General features: G+C 61.7%; 13 protein-coding genes. 11 read left to right on the top strand and 2 right to left on the bottom strand.

Annotation, left to right across the window (positions count from 1 at the left end; translation table 11 throughout):
- Nucleotides 1-17: 17 nt before the first annotated feature.
- The 4 genes from RYH70_RS13765 (at nucleotide 18) to RYH70_RS13750 (ending at nucleotide 5,602) form a co-directional block, all read left to right on the top strand.
- Nucleotides 18-3,146, top strand: a complete 3,129-nt coding sequence (locus RYH70_RS13765) for a type I restriction endonuclease subunit R (protein WP_317009272.1) — start codon at nucleotides 18-20, stop codon at nucleotides 3,144-3,146.
- A complete protein-coding gene (locus tag RYH70_RS13760) occupies nucleotides 3,146-3,862 on the top strand; it encodes a M48 family metallopeptidase (protein ID WP_317009271.1) in 717 nt (238 codons plus the stop codon). Before RYH70_RS13765 ends, RYH70_RS13760 begins: the two co-directional genes overlap by 1 nt.
- Nucleotides 3,863-3,995: 133 nt before the next feature.
- A complete protein-coding gene (gene tcmP / locus RYH70_RS13755) occupies nucleotides 3,996-4,871 on the top strand; it encodes a three-Cys-motif partner protein TcmP (protein WP_317009270.1) in 876 nt (291 codons plus the stop codon).
- Nucleotides 4,868-5,602, top strand: a complete 735-nt coding sequence (locus RYH70_RS13750) for a DUF5131 family protein (RefSeq protein WP_317009269.1) — start codon at nucleotides 4,868-4,870, stop codon at nucleotides 5,600-5,602. Before tcmP ends, RYH70_RS13750 begins: the two co-directional genes overlap by 4 nt.
- Nucleotides 5,603-5,769: 167 nt before the next feature.
- Here RYH70_RS13750 and RYH70_RS13745 read toward each other — a convergent pair whose 3' ends face one another.
- A complete protein-coding gene (locus RYH70_RS13745) occupies nucleotides 5,770-7,848 on the bottom strand; it encodes a TonB-dependent copper receptor (RefSeq protein WP_317009268.1) in 2,079 nt (692 codons plus the stop codon).
- Between the two features lie 429 nt (nucleotides 7,849-8,277).
- Here RYH70_RS13745 and RYH70_RS13740 point away from each other — a divergent pair, with 429 nt between their 5' ends.
- The gene (locus tag RYH70_RS13740) at nucleotides 8,278-9,675 is read left to right on the top strand and encodes an 8-oxoguanine deaminase (RefSeq protein ID WP_317009267.1); all 1,398 of its coding nucleotides are present in this window, start codon (nucleotides 8,278-8,280) and stop codon (nucleotides 9,673-9,675) included.
- Between the two features lie 15 nt (nucleotides 9,676-9,690).
- On the opposite strand, the gene RYH70_RS13735 is transcribed toward RYH70_RS13740, so the two are convergent.
- Nucleotides 9,691-9,927, bottom strand: coding sequence for a DUF5062 family protein (locus RYH70_RS13735; protein ID WP_014995436.1), 237 nt, complete (start codon nucleotides 9,925-9,927; stop codon nucleotides 9,691-9,693).
- Nucleotides 9,928-10,126: 199 nt separating this feature from the next.
- Here RYH70_RS13735 and RYH70_RS13730 point away from each other — a divergent pair, with 199 nt between their 5' ends.
- The 6 genes from RYH70_RS13730 (at nucleotide 10,127) to RYH70_RS13705 (ending at nucleotide 17,307) form a co-directional block, all read left to right on the top strand.
- Entirely contained in the window at nucleotides 10,127-10,606 is a 480-nt protein-coding gene (locus RYH70_RS13730) for a CinA family protein (RefSeq protein ID WP_026949498.1), read from the top strand.
- 195 nt (nucleotides 10,607-10,801) lie between these two features.
- Complete coding sequence (recA, locus tag RYH70_RS13725) at nucleotides 10,802-11,839, top strand: recombinase RecA (protein WP_022995256.1); 1,038 nt, start codon at nucleotides 10,802-10,804, stop codon at nucleotides 11,837-11,839.
- Nucleotides 11,808-12,308 carry a regulatory protein RecX gene (locus RYH70_RS13720; RefSeq protein WP_284455843.1) on the top strand — a complete coding sequence of 167 codons (501 nt, stop codon included), beginning with the start codon at nucleotides 11,808-11,810 and terminating at the stop codon, nucleotides 12,306-12,308. The genes recA and RYH70_RS13720 overlap by 32 nt, the downstream gene beginning before the upstream one ends.
- 212 nt (nucleotides 12,309-12,520) lie before the next feature.
- A complete protein-coding gene (locus tag RYH70_RS13715) occupies nucleotides 12,521-13,288 on the top strand; it encodes a sulfite exporter TauE/SafE family protein (protein ID WP_022995677.1) in 768 nt (255 codons plus the stop codon).
- A 98-nt stretch (nucleotides 13,289-13,386) separates the two neighbouring features.
- Complete coding sequence (gene alaS / locus RYH70_RS13710; protein ID WP_080531248.1) at nucleotides 13,387-15,984, top strand: alanine--tRNA ligase; 2,598 nt, start codon at nucleotides 13,387-13,389, stop codon at nucleotides 15,982-15,984.
- A gap of 96 nt (nucleotides 15,985-16,080) precedes the next feature.
- Nucleotides 16,081-17,307 carry an aspartate kinase gene (locus RYH70_RS13705; protein WP_022995679.1) on the top strand — a complete coding sequence of 409 codons (1,227 nt, stop codon included), beginning with the start codon at nucleotides 16,081-16,083 and terminating at the stop codon, nucleotides 17,305-17,307.
- Nucleotides 17,308-17,416 lie beyond the last annotated feature (109 nt).

Here is a 17,416-nt window from a genome sequence, read left to right as displayed (position 1 = left end):
CGGCGTGACTGCCCGTTATGTTTCAGGATGAAGCCGAAAAAGTCGAAATCCCTGCCATTGCGCAGCTAAAGCAGCAAGGCTGGGCCTTTGTTTCCGGTGCCGAGCTGGCGCCGGGGCAGCCGGGGGATGAGCGCAGTTACTACCGCGATGTAGTGCTGCTGAAACGGCTGGAGGCTGCCCTGCGCCGCCTGAACCCGTGGATTAGTGACGAAAACCTGCGCAAGGTGCTGCGCGAGTTTACCCACCCCCATTTCGCCGGCCTGATTGAATATAACCAGGCCCTGTGGGAAATGCTCTGCTGCACCGGTGATCACGCCATTTCGGTGGAGCAGGATCTGGGCTCCGGTCGCAAGGGCCAGACCGTCACCGTGGTGGATTTCGACAACCCGACAAACAACGACTTCCTCTGCACCAGCCAGTTCAAGGTGGAAGGCGCGACCCAGAACATCATTCCCGACATCGTCTGTTTCGTGAATGGCCTGCCGTTGGCGGTGATCGAGTGCAAATCTCCCTATGTGGCCGATGCCATTGGCGAGGGCATCAACCAGTTGCGCCGCTACGCTAACCTGCGCCGCCCGGAGGATGACGAAGGAGCGCAGAAGCTGTTCTGGTATAACCAGTTGATGGTGTCCACCTGTCGGGATCAGGCCCGGGTCGGTACCATCAGTTCCATGGCGCAGCATTACGGTGACTGGAAGGATGCTTATCCCTATAGCGATGCGGATATCCGTGAGTTGCGGGCGAAGCCGGAGGCGGGGAACGTAGCGACTGCCGGGAATGCGGCCAACAAGATTGAAGATGTGCCGTCCACGGCCTATCTGGAGCAGGCCAAGGCCATGGCTGCTGCCAATGGTGCAGGCGAAGTGGGGCAGAGCGATATTACCGCCCAGCAACGCCTGCTGATGGGCATGTTCAGCCACGACACCTTCCTCGATCTGATCCGTAACTTCATCCTGTTCGAGCCGGTGGAAGGTCGCCTGATCAAGAAGGTGGCCCGTTACCAGCAGTACCGGGCGGTGAACAAGGTCATCGAGCGGCTGAAGCATGGTACTACCCGGAAGGACAAATCCGGGGTGGTGTGGCACACCCAGGGCTCGGGCAAGTCGCTGACCATGGTCATGCTGGCGGTGAAGATGCGTCGTGATCCGGAACTGCAAAAGTACAAGCTGGTGTTCGTCACCGACCGTACCCAGCTGGAGAGCCAGCTCTCTGCCACCTTCCGCGATGCCCAGAACGAAACCATCTACAACGCCAGCTCGGTGGCCAAGCTGAAGGAACTGCTGACCAAGGATGCCTCTGACATTGTCACGGCCATGGTGCAAAAGTTTCAGGACGCGGAAGCCGAGGGCGACTTCACCGACTTGAACCCCAGCGACAAGATCATCGTGCTGGCCGATGAGGCCCACCGCACCCAGTTCGGCGGCCTGGCGGCCACCATCAATGCGGCCCTGCCCAATGCCCCCAAGATTGGGTTTACCGGCACGCCGCTGCTGAAGACCCAGAAGATGGATCAGGCCTTTGGTGGCTACATTGACCAGTACAAGATCAATGAGGCGGTGGAAGACGGCGCCACGGTGCGCATCATCTACGAAGGCCGCCAGGCCCAGACCGAGGTGGTGGGCGAATCCCTGGACAAGCTGTTCGATGAGTACTTCAAGGACAAGAGCGACGACGAGAAGCGCGAGATCAAGAAGAAGTACGGGGTCGAGCGGGCGGTGCGCGAAGCTCCGGCGCGGATTCGCTGGGTGTGCCTGGATCTGCTCAAGCACTACCGGGAGCATATCCAGCCTAACGGCTTCAAGGCTATGGTGGTGGTGGGCAGCCGCCATGCGGCCACGGTGTACAAGAAGACCCTGGATGAGCTGAGCGCGCCGCCGTCCGAGGTGATTATCAGTGGTAGCCACAATGATGAGGGCTACATTGCCAAGTACACCGACAAGACCCAGCAGAAGCAGGCCATCGAGGGCTTCAAGAAGCCCCTGAACGAGAACCCGCTGGCCTTCCTGATTGTGAAGGACATGCTGCTCACCGGCTTCGATGCTCCCATTGCTCAGGTGATGTACATCGACCGCAGCCTGAAGGATCACACCCTGATGCAGGCCATTGCGCGGGTGAATCGTACCTACAAGGGGAAGCAGGCGGGCTTTGTGGTGGATTACTACGGCCTGTCGGATTACCTCACCGAAGCGCTGGAGCAATTCAGCAGCGATGACGTGGAGGGCACCTATGTCACACTCAAAGACGAGATCCCCAGGCTGAAGGCGACGCATACGCGGGTGGCGCAGGTGTTCAGTGGCCTTAAGGGCTCGGATGTCGATGACTACGTGCTGTTCCTCAAGGACGAAGACATCCGCCAACAGTTCGAGCTGGCCTACAAGCGCTTTGCCCGGCAGATGGACGTGGTGCTGCCCGACCCGGCGGCCAAGCCGTTTATTGCCGACCTGAAGCTGTGGGGCAAGGTGCAAAACGCCGCCCGCAACCGCTACCGCGACCCGGGCCTGAATATCGCCGATGCCGGCGAGAAGGTGCGGCAATTGGTGGATGAGCACATCATCAGCACCGGCGTCGATCCGAAGATCCCGCCGGTGGATTTGATGGCGGCCAACTTCCGCGAATCCGTGGAGCAGATCAAATCCCCGGAATCCCGCGCCTCCGAAATCGAGAGCGCCATCAAGCACCACATCACCGTAAATCTGGAAGAAGACCCGGAATACTACAAGTCCCTGAGCTTGCGCCTGCGCGACATCATCGATAAGACCAACGGCAAGTGGGAGCAGCAACTGGAACTGTTGCTGGACATGGTCGGCACCCTGGAAAGCGACCACAAACAGGCCGCCGAAGATCTGGGCCTCACCGAAACCGAGCTGGCGTTCTACAACATCCTCATGGCGGAGGTGATCGAGCACGGTGGCGAGGAGGTGGTGAGTGATGCTGTCCACGACGAGATCAAGGCCACCACCCAGGCGCTGGTGGAGATGTTCGACGAAGCCACCCAGATCGTGGATTTCTTCAAGAAGCCGGACGAGATCAAGCGCATGAAGAAGGCCATCAAACGGGCGATCCTGGATTGTTCCTTTGGCGACAAGGCCATCGTGAATACGGTACAGGAGCGGTTTATGGATCTGGCGAAGACGAAGTTTCAGTGATGCGTTTGACCAAGCCTGAATACAGAGAGGCCAAAGGCTTTATTGCTGAGGTGATCCGCACCAACCGAAAGAAGTCCGCGGACATTCGGGTGGAAGAGGGGGCGGTAACGGTAGTAGTGCCCATCGAGACTTCTTTGGAGCGCATTGATGACCTGTTGGCATCCAAGCGTCGCTGGATTAAGGAAAAGATCGCCCTCCATCAGGAAATGGCCCCGCCCAGCAGCAAACGATATGTCTCTGGCGAGTCCTTCTCCTACCTGGGCCGCAACTACCGCCTTAAAGTGGAAAAAGGGCCTTTTGCCCCGGTCAAGCTTGTGCAAGGTCGCCTGGTCGTGTCCGTGCCTCAAGGGGCGGAACAACCCCACATGATCCGCAATGCCCTGGTCCGGTGGTACAAGCGCCAAGCCGAGTTGAAACTAAGGGAAAAAGTCGCCCGTTGGGCACCCCAGGTTGGTGTCGCACCTACCGGCGTGATCATCAAGACCTTCAAATCCCGCTGGGGTAGTTGTACCTCCAAAGGTGAGCTGCAATTCAATTGGCGGATCATGATGGCCCCGAACCGGATGGTGGATTACGTGGTGGTTCATGAGCTTTGTCACCTGATCCGTCATGACCACTCGCCGGAGTTCTGGGCGCAAGTGGGGAAGGTTCTGTCGGACTATGAGGAAAACCGGGAATGGTTGAAGCGGAATGGGTATGTGGTAACGGCTCTATAGGCGCCAATCTCAGGGCGTGGAAGTTGGATCCGCCGAACGCTTATCGCCCAAGTCCCAAGGGTGGACAATACCATTTGGTAGAGCTATAAAACTGTCCATATGGACAGTTTTATTGTTTGGGGGGTAAGGAAACATGAAACACCAATTTGGGGGTATATGGACTAGGAAGAAATTGACGGTTCTGGAAGCGTACTTGCGTTTCTACGTTACCGCACTCAAGAACCAGCCCTTTAAACTGCATTATGCGGACGCCTTTGCTGGTACCGGCTCACATTCACCTGCCAGGTTGGAGAATCAGGATATGCTGATTCCCTATGAAGACTTCAAAGGCTCGGTGGAAGTGGCGCTTTCGGTTGATCCCGCTTTCCACCAGTATCATTTCAATGATCTGAACCCGGCTCACATCGCGGAACTTGAGGTTATCAGGGATCGGCATCCCTACAAAGAGATCGAGATATATCAACAGGATGCCAATGCCTTTGTACCTACTTTTTGCTCAAGTCTGAGTGGGCACGATCGCGCGATCCTGTTCGTCGACCCATACAGTACCCAGCTTGACTGGTCCACGTTGGAGCATGTGGCGATAACAGAAAAGGTCGACCTTTGGCTGCTGTTTCCCATTTCTGTCATTCTGCGGATGATGCCCCGAGATGGGGACCGGATCAGGCCAGAGTGGCGTGAGACGCTGAATCGGCTTCTCGGTACGGACAAGTGGGAGGAAGCGCTTTACAAGCCGGTTGACCTGCCGATGATCGGTGATCTTTTCGGCGATGGTGATCCGACGCCCGTGGCGGAAAGGACCAATGTGGATGAGTTACAGAAATGGGTGAGTGCGAGGTTGGGCGAGCTATTCCCTTATGTGGCAAAACCGGTTTTGCTAAAAAACAAAGGGAGGCCGCTCTTCCTGTTCTTCTTTGCTGTTTCCAATCCGGAGCCGAAAGCGTGGGGACTGGCCGAGAAGGCGGTCTCCCATATTATCGAAAAGGATGTAGGTGGTGATGTGCCATGAGCAAAATCGAATGGACGGAGAGAACCTGGAATCCGGTGACTGGTTGCACCAAGGTGTCTCCCGGCTGCAAGCATTGCTATGCGGAAACCATGGCGAAACGCCTGCAGGCGATGGGCGCTCCCGGTTATGAGAATGGATTCAAGCTTAGTCTGGTTCCCGAGCGCTTGAATCAGCCCCTTCAGCGTCGCAAACCCACCATGTACTTCGTCAATTCCATGAGCGACCTGTTTCAGGATGGCGTTCCAGAGGCCTTTATTGATCAGGTGATGGACGTTATTCGTACGACCCCGCAGCACACCTATCAGATATTGACGAAGCGCAGTGGGAATATGCGTGATTATTTTCTGACCAGGCCGGTCCCGGAGAATGCCTGGCTTGGTGTGTCCGTCGAAGACAAAAAGTATGGCAAGCCTCGCATTTCGGATCTTCTGGCCATAAAGGCAAAAACACGGTTCTTATCAATCGAGCCGCTTCTTGAAGGGTTGGGCCGGTTAAAGCTGAAAGGCATCCACTGGGTTATCGTGGGTGGAGAGTCGGGTCATGGGGCCCGCCCCATGAAGGAAGAATGGGCATTATCCATACGTGACCAATGCGAACGGGCCGGTGTGGACTTTTTCTTCAAGCAGTGGGGGGCGTGGGGCGAAGACGGCAAGCTCCGTAACAAAAAGGCAAACGGGCGAACGCTGGATGGCAAGGTTTGGGACATGATTCCGACGGTGGCGATGGCTTGAGGGGCGAGGGCCTGATTAGCTCTGGGGGCGGCTTGCCGGCGAACGAAGACGGTAAAGAATTCGCTTGCAAGCGGAGCGCCGCCCGGCAAGCTTCCTACCGTTGTATCACCCTCTCCCCCGGCCCCTCTCCCCTCAAGGGAGAGGGGGGTTAAAAGAGCGTTAGACCTTCAGAACCGCCAATCCACTTTCCCCCAGAACATCCGTCCCGGTTCGTTGATGCGGGTGTCCGCGGGGAAGCCGAAGCCGGCGTTGCCGGCCAGGTTGAGGTGTTCGGCGTAGGCTTTGTCGAACAGGTTGTCGACGCCGGCGCTGACGGTGAACTGGTGGTTGATGCGGTAGGCGGTGTTGAGGGAGAAGACGCCGAAGCCGTTGCTGTCGCCGAGGTCGCGGCCGACCACGTTGCCTTTGTTGTTGGCGGTGCGGTGTTGGGCGGCGACCAGCCGCCAGAGGGCGCCGGCGCTCCAGTTGCCTTGTTCGTAGGTGGCGGTGAAGCGGGCTTCCAGCGGCGGCATTTGCGGCAGCGGTTCGCTGTCGTCGCGGTTGCGGCCCCAGGCGTAGGCGAGGGTGGCGTCGCCGCTGAGGTTGTCGGTGAAGCGGTAGCGGGCGCCGAGTTCGGCGCCGACGATGTGGGCGTCGATGTTATCGGCGTCGGTGCTGTAGCCCATCATGCCGCTTTGGTAGGTGAACAGGATGTAGTCGTTGATCTGGCCAACGTAGGCAGAGGTCCAGGCTTCCAGGTTGCCGTTGCGGTACTGGCTGCCGATGTCGAGCTGGGTGGTTTTTTCCGGTTCGATGGCGTCGAAGGCGTTGAGTGATCCGGCCGGGCCGCTACCGGGGGAGAACAGTTCCCAGTAGTCGGGGAAGCGCTGCACGTGGCCGATGCCGATGTAGTAGTTAGTGTTCTGGTTTAGATCCGCTTCATAGCGCAGGAAGCCGCTGGGCAGGGTGTCGCCGCGAGTATCGCCGGCGGTGGCGCTGTCGGCGGCGTCGCGGAAGTCGCGCACTTCGTTGCGGTCCAGGCGGGCGCCGGCGACGATGCGGCCGTTGTCGGTGACGGCATGGGTGACTTCGGTGAAGGCACCGTACTGGTGGAAGTCCGCGTCTTTGTCCCAGGCTTCGCCGCGATAGGCGTCCACGCCCATGGCGCTGCGTTTGCGGTGTTCGCTGGATTGGGCGTCGACGCCGGCCAGCGCTTCCCAGCCGTGACCGCGCCAGGTGAGTTTGAAGCGGCCGCCGAGGGTGCGACGGTCCACGTTGGAGGCCATGGGGCCCGCCATCATGCCGGTGCCGGACGGGGTGCGCAGGCTGTAGTTGTCCATCACGTGGTCGGCGTAGTTGTAGTAGACGCGGCCGTCGATCTGATCGAGCACGGCACCCAGGTTCCGGAATTCAAAGCGCATCCCCAGGCTTTCCCGTTTGAACTGGCTGCCGTCCATGCCACGCCCGGCGTAGCGGGCTTCGCCGTCGCCCTTGCCGGCACTCAGTTCGATGACGCTGTCGGCGTTGGGCGTCCAGCCGAGCACCACGTCGCTGTTCCATTTCTTCCAGCGTGAGGGCACGCGGTCGCCGTTGCCGTCCTTATAGTCGTCGGCGCGGGCGTTGTTGCCGGAGAGGCGCAGGTAGCCCAGCGGGTTGCCGAGGGTGGCGTCGATGCGCTGGTCGTTGCGGCCGTGGGAGCCCAGCAGCCATTGGGCGTCCACCAGGGCGTCCGCTTCGCTGAAGTATTGCGGGTCACGCTCGAACAGCACGGTGCCGGCGGAGGCGCCGGGGCCCCACTGCACGCTCTGCGGGCCTTTGATCACGGTGAGTTTGTCGTAGTTTTCCGGGGAGATGTAGGAGCTGGGGGCGTCCATGCGGTTGGGGCAGGCGCCGATCATCTGGCCGCCGTCCACCAGCAGATTCAGGCGCGAACCAAACTGGCCGCGCAGTACCGGGTCGCCGTTGCTGCCGCCGGAGCGGATGGCGGAGAAACCCGGGATGGTCTTGAGATAGTCGGTGGCGTCGCTGGCCGGCACCGGCTGGCGCGGCTGTTTGGGGTTGGCCTCGATCACCGGTCCGGAACTGGGCGCCACGCCGGTGACCACCACCGGGGCCAGCAGGGCCGGGGTTTGTTCGTCCTCGGCCAGCGCCGGAGCGGAGAAAGGAAGGAGTCCGCCTAGCAGAGCCGGGCCCCAAAGGCTCCGTCGTTGAATCAGGCGTAATGCAGAGACAGAAGAAGAGAAAGAAGAGAGAAAAGGCGTCGTCATGATCCCATCCAAGAAGTCAGTACCCAGCGCTCCATCGACCACCAAGCACGGCGGTAAAGTCGGCGCAGAGGCTAGCATCGAGGGGGATGGGACTCACTGCGGTGTTTTGCCGCGCTGGCTTCATCGTCACCATTTAAGCTGGCCAAGCTGGCGCTGTATTTGCATCGCCCCTTAGCGTGGTCTGTATTTGCCGCCAGGGCGGCTCCCACAGCGGCCTCGCAGCAAGCTGGCTTGCCAGCGAATGGTGAGATGGTCATAGAACATCAGGAGGGTAGGGTATGAGGAAAAACCCCGTGGTCGGCGTGCGCCGGCAGCGCGCTTTGCCGTTCCGGCCGTTCTGGCAACGCACCGCTTTTGCTCACCAGTTGTTCTGATCCGCTCCGAAATCGCGCTTTTGCTTTTTCCTTTTCCGCGTTTTCGGAGTGACCAATGACAACCTTATTGATCGACCGTATCGACTACCTGGCAACCTTCGATGATCAGCACCACGAGTGGCGTGACGCCGCCATGCTGATCCGTGACAACCAGATTCTGTGGGCCGGGCCGCGCACGGAGAAACCAGACCTTCCGGTGGACGAGACCCTGGACCTGAGTGGCCATGTGGTGATGCCCGGCATGGTGAACACCCACCACCACATGTATCAGAATTTCACCCGGGTGATGGCCCAGGACGACCCGCTGTTCCCCTGGCTCAATACGCTTTACCCGATCTGGGCGCGGCTGGACGACGAGGCGATCTACCTCAGCAGCAAGGTGGCCATGGCGGAACTGTTGCTCTCAGGCTGCACCACCGCCGCCGACCATCTTTATATGTTGCCCAACGGCGCCCGCCTGGACAGTCAGATCCAGGCCGCCGGGGAGATGGGCATCCGCTTCCACGCCGCCCGGGGCGCCATGTCGCGGGGGCAAAGCCAGGGTGGTTTGCCGCCGGACAATTGTGTGGAGAAGGAAGACCACATTCTGTGTGACGCGGAACGTCTGATCCGCCGTTACCACGATGCCGGCCGCCATTCGATGCTGCGCCTGGTACTGGCGCCGTGCTCGCCGTTCTCGGTGACACCGGAACTGATGCGGGACGCCGCGCAGTTGGCCCGGCGCCACCAGGGCGTGCGTCTGCATTGCCACCTGGCCGAGGAACTGGATGAGGAGGATTACTGCCTGGCCCAGTACGGCATGCGTTCGGTGGCGTTCGCGGAGTCAGTGGAATGGCTCGGTGAGGATGTGTGGTTCGCCCACGGTATCTTCCTCGACGACGAGGAGATCGCGCTGCTGGCCCGCACCGGCACCGGTATCGCCCACTGCCCCAGCGCCAACATGCGCTGCGGGCAGGGCATCGCCAAGGTGCGCCAGTTGCTGGACGCCGGGGTGCCGGTGGGGCTGGGGGTGGACGGTTCCGCCTCCAACGATTCCAGTAATCTGTTCCTGGAGGCGCGCATGGCGATGATGCTGCAGCGGGTGGCGCCGGCCCGTTACCGTTCGGAAGCGCCGGGCGGGCGGGGCGGATTCGGCGGCGATCCCGGGGCACTGTCGGCCCGGGAGGTGTTAACCCTGGCCACCCGCGGCGGCGCCCGCTTGCTGGGCCGGGATGACATCGGTCATCTGGCACCGGGGATGAGCGCGGACTGGGTGGCGGTGGATATGAATCACCTGTCCTTCGCCGGCGCGCAGCGGGATCCGCTGGCGGCGCTGGTAATGTGCGGGCCCTTTCTGGCCAGTCAGGTCATGGTCAATGGCCGAATGCGGGTTCGGGATGGCCAACTGCTTGGCACGGAACCCGCGGTGCTGATACGGGAACACGCCCGGGCCATGACGCGTCTGTATCAGTAGAGGGGGCAGCGCAGGCTACGGTTGTTTCGACGCCCAGATCGCCAGCTTATGCTGGATCGACTGCTGGGAAACCTGATCCTCCGGCAGTGGCTGGATGACCTTGTCATGAACCAGCAGGCGGTAAATGTACTCCAGCTTCAGTGCCGCCGAATCGGTGGGCTCGAACTCGACCACGCCCCGCTTCTCGCCGTACTCCATGCCGAGTGCGATGGCTTTCTTGACCCATTCCTTCTCATTCTTGAGCTTTTTCATGATGACTCCGAAGGCCAGGGGCTACTTACGGCCCAGAGTAACAAAGCCGATGGAAGGATGCCCTGTGTTTCCCTTCGGTTTCGGGGCGCCAGTCCGTGAACCGGTGGCCGGTTTGCTGGATCACCGGTGGGCAGCGTCGGTAAAGTCCGCCATCATGGATGGCGATTTTTTTGATCTTCTCTGAACATCAGGAGTCACCATGACCATACCCGAGCAGGTCACTGCATTGGCCGACACCCTGCGTGAACGGGGCCTGCGCGTGGCCACCGCCGAGTCCTGCACCGGCGGCGGCATCGCCCGCGAAATGACGGAGCTGGCCGGATCCTCGGACTGGTTCGAATGCGGCTTCGTCACTTACTCCAACGAGGCCAAGCAGAGCATGCTGGGTGTCTCGGAAGCGATTCTGGCCAGCGCCGGCGCGGTCAGTGAACAGACCGTCCTGGCCATGGCCCGGGGCGCGTTGGGGCGTTCCCGGGCGGATCTGGCGGTGGCGGTGAGCGGCGTGGCGGGGCCCGGCGGCGGCAGCGCCGATAAGCCGGTGGGCACGGTGTGGATCGCCTGGGCGCAGCAGCCGGACTGGGCCCGCGCCGAGCGATTCCACTTCGACGGTGATCGTGGGCAGGTCCGGCATGCTACCATCGCCGCCGCCCTGGAAGGGCTGCTGGCCCGCCTCGAATAAGGGGGGGTTGCAGTGGCGCGGGACAGTGTCCATAATGCTGTCCTTATAGACAGTGCTGATCAAAGGGTCAGGCCGAAGGACGCTCGCCGGCCAACGATCAGCAGGCTCTTGCCAGGGCACATGCCGGTCAGCGGCGAGCCACGGCGTCATTAAGGAATAAGCGGAATCCAGGAATAAACGGACAGGGGTCATTCAATGAGCGATAAAGGTAAAGCACTTTCCGCGGCACTGTCGCAGATCGAGCGGCAGTTCGGCAAAGGTTCAGTGATGCGCATGGGCGACCGCAAACGCGAGCGCATGCCCTCCATCTCCACCGGATCCCTGGGCCTGGATATCGCCCTGGGCATTGGTGGTCTGCCCAAGGGCCGGATCGTGGAAATCTACGGTCCTGAATCTTCCGGTAAAACCACGCTGACTCTGAGCGTTATCGCCCAGGCCCAGCGCAAAGGCGCCACCTGCGCTTTCGTCGACGCCGAGCACGCGCTCGACCCGGATTACGCCGAGAAACTGGGCGTCAATGTGGACGACCTGATCGTGTCCCAGCCGGACACCGGTGAGCAGGCACTGGAAATCACCGACATGCTGGTGCGCTCCGGCGCGGTGGATGTGGTGATCGTCGATTCCGTGGCGGCGCTGGTGCCGAAAGCGGAAATCGAAGGCGAAATGGGCGACGCCCACGTGGGCCTGCAGGCCCGCCTGATGAGCCAGGCGCTGCGCAAGATCACCGGTAACGTGAAAAACGCCAACACCCTGGTGGTATTCATCAACCAGATCCGCATGAAGATCGGTGTGATGTTCGGCAATCCGGAAACCACCACCGGCGGTAACGCGCTGAAGTTCTACTCCTCCGTGCGTCTGGACATCCGCCGTATCGGCGCGGTGAAGCAGGGTGACGAGGTGACCGGTAACGAAACCCGGGTCAAGGTGGTGAAGAACAAGGTCTCGCCGCCGTTCAGACAGGCTGAGTTCCAGATCCTTTACGGCCAGGGCATCAACCAGCTCGGCGAGGTGCTGGACCTGGGCGTGCAGCAGGGCCTGGTGGACAAATCCGGCGCCTGGTACGCCTACCAGGGCAACAAGATCGGCCAGGGCAAGCAGAACGCCTGTGATTATCTGGCCGAGCATCCAGAGGTGGCGGACGCCATCGAGAAGGAAATCCGGGCACGCCTGTTGGGTACACCGGCGGAAGAGAGCGCCGAAAATGCGGCCCAGCCAGAGTCCACGGAAGAGTAAAGACGGCGCCCCGGCCCCCGCCGATGCCGCCCAGGGGCGCCAGTATGCGGTCAGCTTGCTGGCGCGCCGGGATCACTCCCGCCACGAACTGCGCGCCAAGCTGACGCACAAGTTCGGCGCGGCGCTCTGGCTGGACGAAGTGCTGGCCTGGTGCGAGGAGCAGGGCTTCCTGGATGACCGGCGTTTCGCCGGTTTTTTTGTCCGTTCAAGAATCGAACGGGGACAGGGGCCGCTGCGCATTCGCGCCGAACTGCAACAGAAAGGGGTGGGGGAGGCGCTGGTTACCGAGGCGCTGAGTGAAGCCGAGTGCGATTGGTTCGCCCTTGCCACCGAGGTCCTGGGCCGGCGCTTCCGGCATCCGCCGGCGGACCAGAAGGAAAAAGCCAAACAGCTGCGTTTTCTGCAGGGCCGCGGCTTCGATGCCGAGCAAAGCTTCCATGCCCTGGATCAGCAACGTGAGCAGGACTGAGCCAAAGCCCCATCTTGAAGACCTGAACTTAGCGGTCGCTACAACGCCGCTGTGCCGCTGTGGGAGCTTGCCTGCAAGCGAATTTTTTTTAGCTCTTGTGCCCTCCTCAATTCGCTTGCAGGCAAGCTCCCACAGTGGCATTGCGTGCAAGCGCCCCGCCTCGTCAACAGGCATAATACCCGCTCCTGTTTTCTGCCCTGGACGTCCGCCCCATGGAATATCTTGGCGACCCCTGGCTGGTGGCGGCCCTGCTTGGCTCGGGGGTGATCGCCGGCTTTATCAATACCCTGGCCGGCGGTGGCGGCCTGTTGATTCTGCCGCTGCTGATGCTCAGTGGCATGGGCCCGGCCTTGGCCAACGGAACCATGCGGGTGGCGGTACTGATTCAGTGCGTGGAAGGTGTGCGCCAGTTCCACCGGCACGGTTCGGTGCCGTTCAAGGTCCTGCCCGGCATCCTCATTCCCACCCTGAGCGGTGCCTTGATCGGCGCGGTGGCCGCCTCTTTCCTGCCCACGACCATTCTCAAACCGGTGTTGCTGACCACCCTGGTGGTAATGGCGGTGATCATGGTGGTGCGTCCCTCCACGTTGATGCCGGAGGAGGGCGAAACGCCCAAGGCGTTGGCCAGTACCCCCGCCGCCTGGCTGGGCCTGTTCCTGACCGGCGCTTACGGCGGGTTTGCCCAGGCCGGCGTCGGATTCCTGGCCATCGCCGTGCTGGCCGGCCAGTTACGCTATGACCTGCGCCGCACCAACGCGCTGAAACTGGCCATGACCGCCAGCTTTACCATCCTCGCTCTGGTGGTGTTCGTCTGGCGCGGCCAGGTGGCCTGGCTGCCGGGTCTGGTGGTGGGGCTGGGCACTTTGTTGGGAGTGCGTCTGGCGGTGGGCTTCGCCCACCGGGTCTCCGGCGGCTGGCTCAAAGGGCTGCTGCTGATCATGGTGCTGGTGACCTGTTCCGCCGCTTTCCTCAAGGGTTGATCGGCCATGCCTATCGGTGTTCGTGACCCATCGCAACCGGTCGATGACGACGCTATACTTGCCGGTCACCCCCAATCCAGCAATGACGTGTTCCTTATATGAAGAGCGCTGAGATTCGCCAGGCCTTTCTTGATTACTTCGCCAGCCAGGGCCATACGGTCGTGCCGTCCTCCTCCCTGGTGCCGGAGAACGATCCCACCCTGCTGTTCACCAACGCCGGGATGAACCAGTTCAAGGACGTGTTCCTGGGCCGTGAAAAGCGGGATTACACCCGTGCCACCAGCTCGCAACGCTGCGTGCGTGCCGGCGGCAAGCACAACGACCTGGAAAACGTGGGCTACACCGCCCGTCACCACACCTTCTTCGAGATGCTGGGGAATTTCAGCTTCGGCGACTACTTCAAGCGCGAGGCGATCCGCTTTGCCTGGGAATTCCTCACCGGCACCCTGGGGCTGCCGGAAGAGCGCCTGTGGGTGACGGTGCATGTCTCCGATGACGAAGCCGCCGACATCTGGCTCAAGGAAATGGGTGTCAGCGCCGAGCGCTTCTCCCGCCTGGACGAGGACAATTTCTGGCAAATGGGCGATACCGGTCCTTGCGGTCCCTGCTCGGAAATCTTCTACGATCACGGCGAGGACGTTCCCGGTGGCCCGCCGGGCTCCGAGAACGATGACCTGGATCGCTACATCGAGATCTGGAATCTGGTGTTCATGCAATACGATCGCCAGCCGGACGGTGAGCTCCAGCCGCTGCCCAAGCCCAGCGTGGATACCGGCATGGGGCTGGAGCGTATCGCCGCGGTGATGCAGGGCGTCCACTCCAACTATGAAATCGATCTGTTCCAGGCCCTGCTGAAAGCCGCCGCCGAAGCCACCGGTTGCCAGAATCTGGAAGAGAAGTCTCTGCGGGTGATCGCCGACCACATCCGTTCCGCCAGCTTCCTGATCTGCGATGGTGTGATTCCCTCCAACGAGGGGCGCGGTTATGTGCTGCGCCGCATCATCCGCCGGGCACTGCGCCACGGCCATAAACTGGGGCAGGACAAGCCATTCTTCTCCACCCTGGTGAAAGCGCTGGTGGCACAGATGGGCCAGGCCTACCCGGAGCTGGTGCGCGAGCAGGCACGCATCGAAAAAGCACTGCTCACCGAGGAAGAACAGTTCGCCCGCACGCTCAACGCGGGCATGAAGGTGCTGGAAAATGCCATTGCCGGCCTGCAAGGCAGCGAACTGCCCGGCGATGTGGTGTTCGCGCTGTACGACACCCATGGTTTCCCGCCGGATCTGACCGCCGACGTGGCCCGCGAGCGCGGCCTGACCGTGGATATGGCCGGCTTCGAAAAGGAAATGGAGGCGCAGCGGGCCCTGGCCCGGGGCACCGGCGCCTTTGCCAATGATTACAGCGACCGTCTCACCATCGAGTCGGTGACCGATTTCTCCGGTTACGAGAAGCTGGCGGATCAGGACGAGATCGTCGGTCTCTACAAGGACGGCAACGCCGTGAACAGCCTCAATGCCGGTGATGAAGGCATGGTGGTGCTGGCGCGCACGCCGTTTTACGCCGAATCCGGTGGTCAGGTGGGCGACACCGGCCTGCTGGTCAAGGGCGACAGCCGCTTCGCCGTGGCGGATACCAAAAAGCGCCAGTCCGCCCATGTGCATCTGGGCACGCTGGAAGCCGGCACTCTGAAGGTAGGGGACAAGGTCGATGCCTACGTGGACGTCGAGCGCCGCAACGACATCATGCGCAACCACTCCGCCACTCACCTGATGCATGCCGCGCTGCGTCAGGTGCTGGGCGGGCATGTGCAGCAGAAAGGCTCGCTGGTGGCGCCGGATTACCTGCGCTTCGATTTCTCCCACGGCGAGGCGCTGAGCGCTGAACAGCGCGAGCAGATCGAGACCATCGTCAACCGTCAGATCCTGGCGAACACGGCGGTATCCACGGAGTTGATGGACATCGACGCCGCCCGTGAGGCCGGTGCCATGGCCCTGTTCGGCGAGAAATACGACGACCAGGTGCGGGTGCTGACCATGGGGCGCGATGGCTTCTCCAAGGAGCTTTGCGGCGGCACCCACGTGAGCCGTACCGGCGACATTGGCCTGTTCAAAATCACCCTGGAAACCTCCGCCGCCGCCGGCGTGCGCCGTATCGAGGCGGTCACCGGGGAAGGGGCCTTGGCGCTGGTGCGTCAACACGAAGCGGCGCTGGCGGAGATTGCCGGCACTCTCAAGAGCAGCCCGGAACTGGCCGCCGAGCGGGTGGGTGCCCAGGCTCGCCGTGTGCGCGAGCTGGAGAAGGAAGTGGAACGCCTGAAGCAGAAACTGGCTTCCGGTGCCGGCGGTGATCTGACCGCCGACGCCCGCGAGGTGGCCGGGGTGAAAGTGCTGGCCACCCAGGTGGACGGCGCCGACGCCAAGACCCTGCGGGTGACCATGGATAAGGTGAAGGACAAGCTCGGCTCGGCGGTGATCCTGCTGGCGGCGGTGGAAGGTGACAAAGTGGCGCTGGTGGCCGGCGTCACCAAGGACCTCACCGACCGCTTCAAGGCCGGTGATCTGATGCGCCAGGTGGCCGGTCAACTGGACGGCCGCGGTGGCGGCCGGCCGGACATGGCCCAGGGCGGTGGCAACGACGTGGCGGCGCTGCCGAAAGCGCTGGCCGGCGTTTACGACTGGGTGGCGGAACAGGCCTGAGCCCGCGGCGTTTCGGCGGGGAAAACCGGCCTCACATGATAACCGGGCGCGGAAATGTTACCCTTACGCGCCCTTTTTTGCGGAACAACGTCATTTATGGCCCTAATTGTTCAGAAATACGGCGGCACCTCCGTGGGGTCCGTCGAACGCATCCAGGCCGTCGCCGAACGGGTGGCGCGCTTTCACCAGCAGGGTGATCAGGTGGTGGTGGTGGTCTCCGCCATGAGCGGCGAAACCAACCGTTTGATCGAGCTGGCCAACGGCATCAGCGGCACCCCGTCTCCGCGGGAAATGGACGTGCTGGTGTCCACTGGTGAGCAGGTCACCATCGCGCTGCTGTCCATGGCCCTGCATGGCCGTGGCATCGACGCCCGTTCCTACACCGGTTGGCAGGTGCCGATCCGCACCGACCGCAGCCACTCCAAGGCGCGTATCGAGGACATCGACGACCAGAAAATGAGCGCCGACCTGAAGGCCGGGCGCGTGGTCGTGGTGGCCGGGTTCCAGGGGATCAACGACGACGGCCACATCACCACCCTTGGCCGGGGTGGTTCCGACACCACGGCGGTGGCCCTGGCGGCTGCCCTGAAGGCCGACGAGTGTCAGATCTATACCGACGTGGACGGGGTTTACACCACGGACCCCCGGGTGGTGGACAGCGCCCGCCGCCTGGACAAGATCACCTTCGAGGAAATGCTGGAAATGGCCAGCCTCGGCTCCAAGGTGCTGCAGATCCGTTCGGTGGAGTTCGCCGGCAAATACAATGTGCCGCTGCGTGTACTGTCCAGTTTTCAGGAGGGTCCGGGCACCCTCATTACCGTCGACGACGAGGTGGATATGGAAAAGCCGGTAATTTCTGGCATTGCTTTTACCCGTGATGAAGCCAAGATCACCGTGCGTGGTGCCCCCGATACCCCGGGTATCGCCGCCAAGATTCTCGGCCCGGTAAGCGATGCCAATATCGAAGTGGACATGATCGTGCAGAACGTGGGGGCCGACGGCGCCACCGACTTCACGTTCACGGTGCACCGCAACGACTTCAACAAGGCCAAGGACGCGCTGCAGAAATCGGCCTCGGAGCTGGGCAGCCCGGAGATCATCGGTGATGACAAAATCGCCAAGATCTCTCTGGTGGGTGTGGGCATGCGCTCCCACGCTGGCGTGGCCAGCAAGATGTTTGAAACCCTGGCCCAGGAAGGGGTTAATATCACTATGATCTCCACCTCGGAAATCAAGATTTCCGTGGTGGTGGCCGAAAAGTACCTGGAGCTGGCGGTTCGCGCACTGCACCAGGCCTTCGAGCTGGATCAGCCCGCCGCCTGACGAGACATTCTTATTGGCATGCGGCATACTACCCGCCTCGCACACGGGGCGGGTACCGGCTTCCCGATAGTGGAACGCTCAAGGATGACGGGTGGCTCGTATCCAGTGT

Origin of the sequence: Alloalcanivorax xenomutans (assembly GCF_032810065.1) — a bacterium.
GTDB lineage: Bacteria > Pseudomonadota > Gammaproteobacteria > Pseudomonadales > Alcanivoracaceae > Alloalcanivorax > Alloalcanivorax xenomutans.
This window is presented reverse-complemented; position numbering and strand designations above follow the sequence as displayed.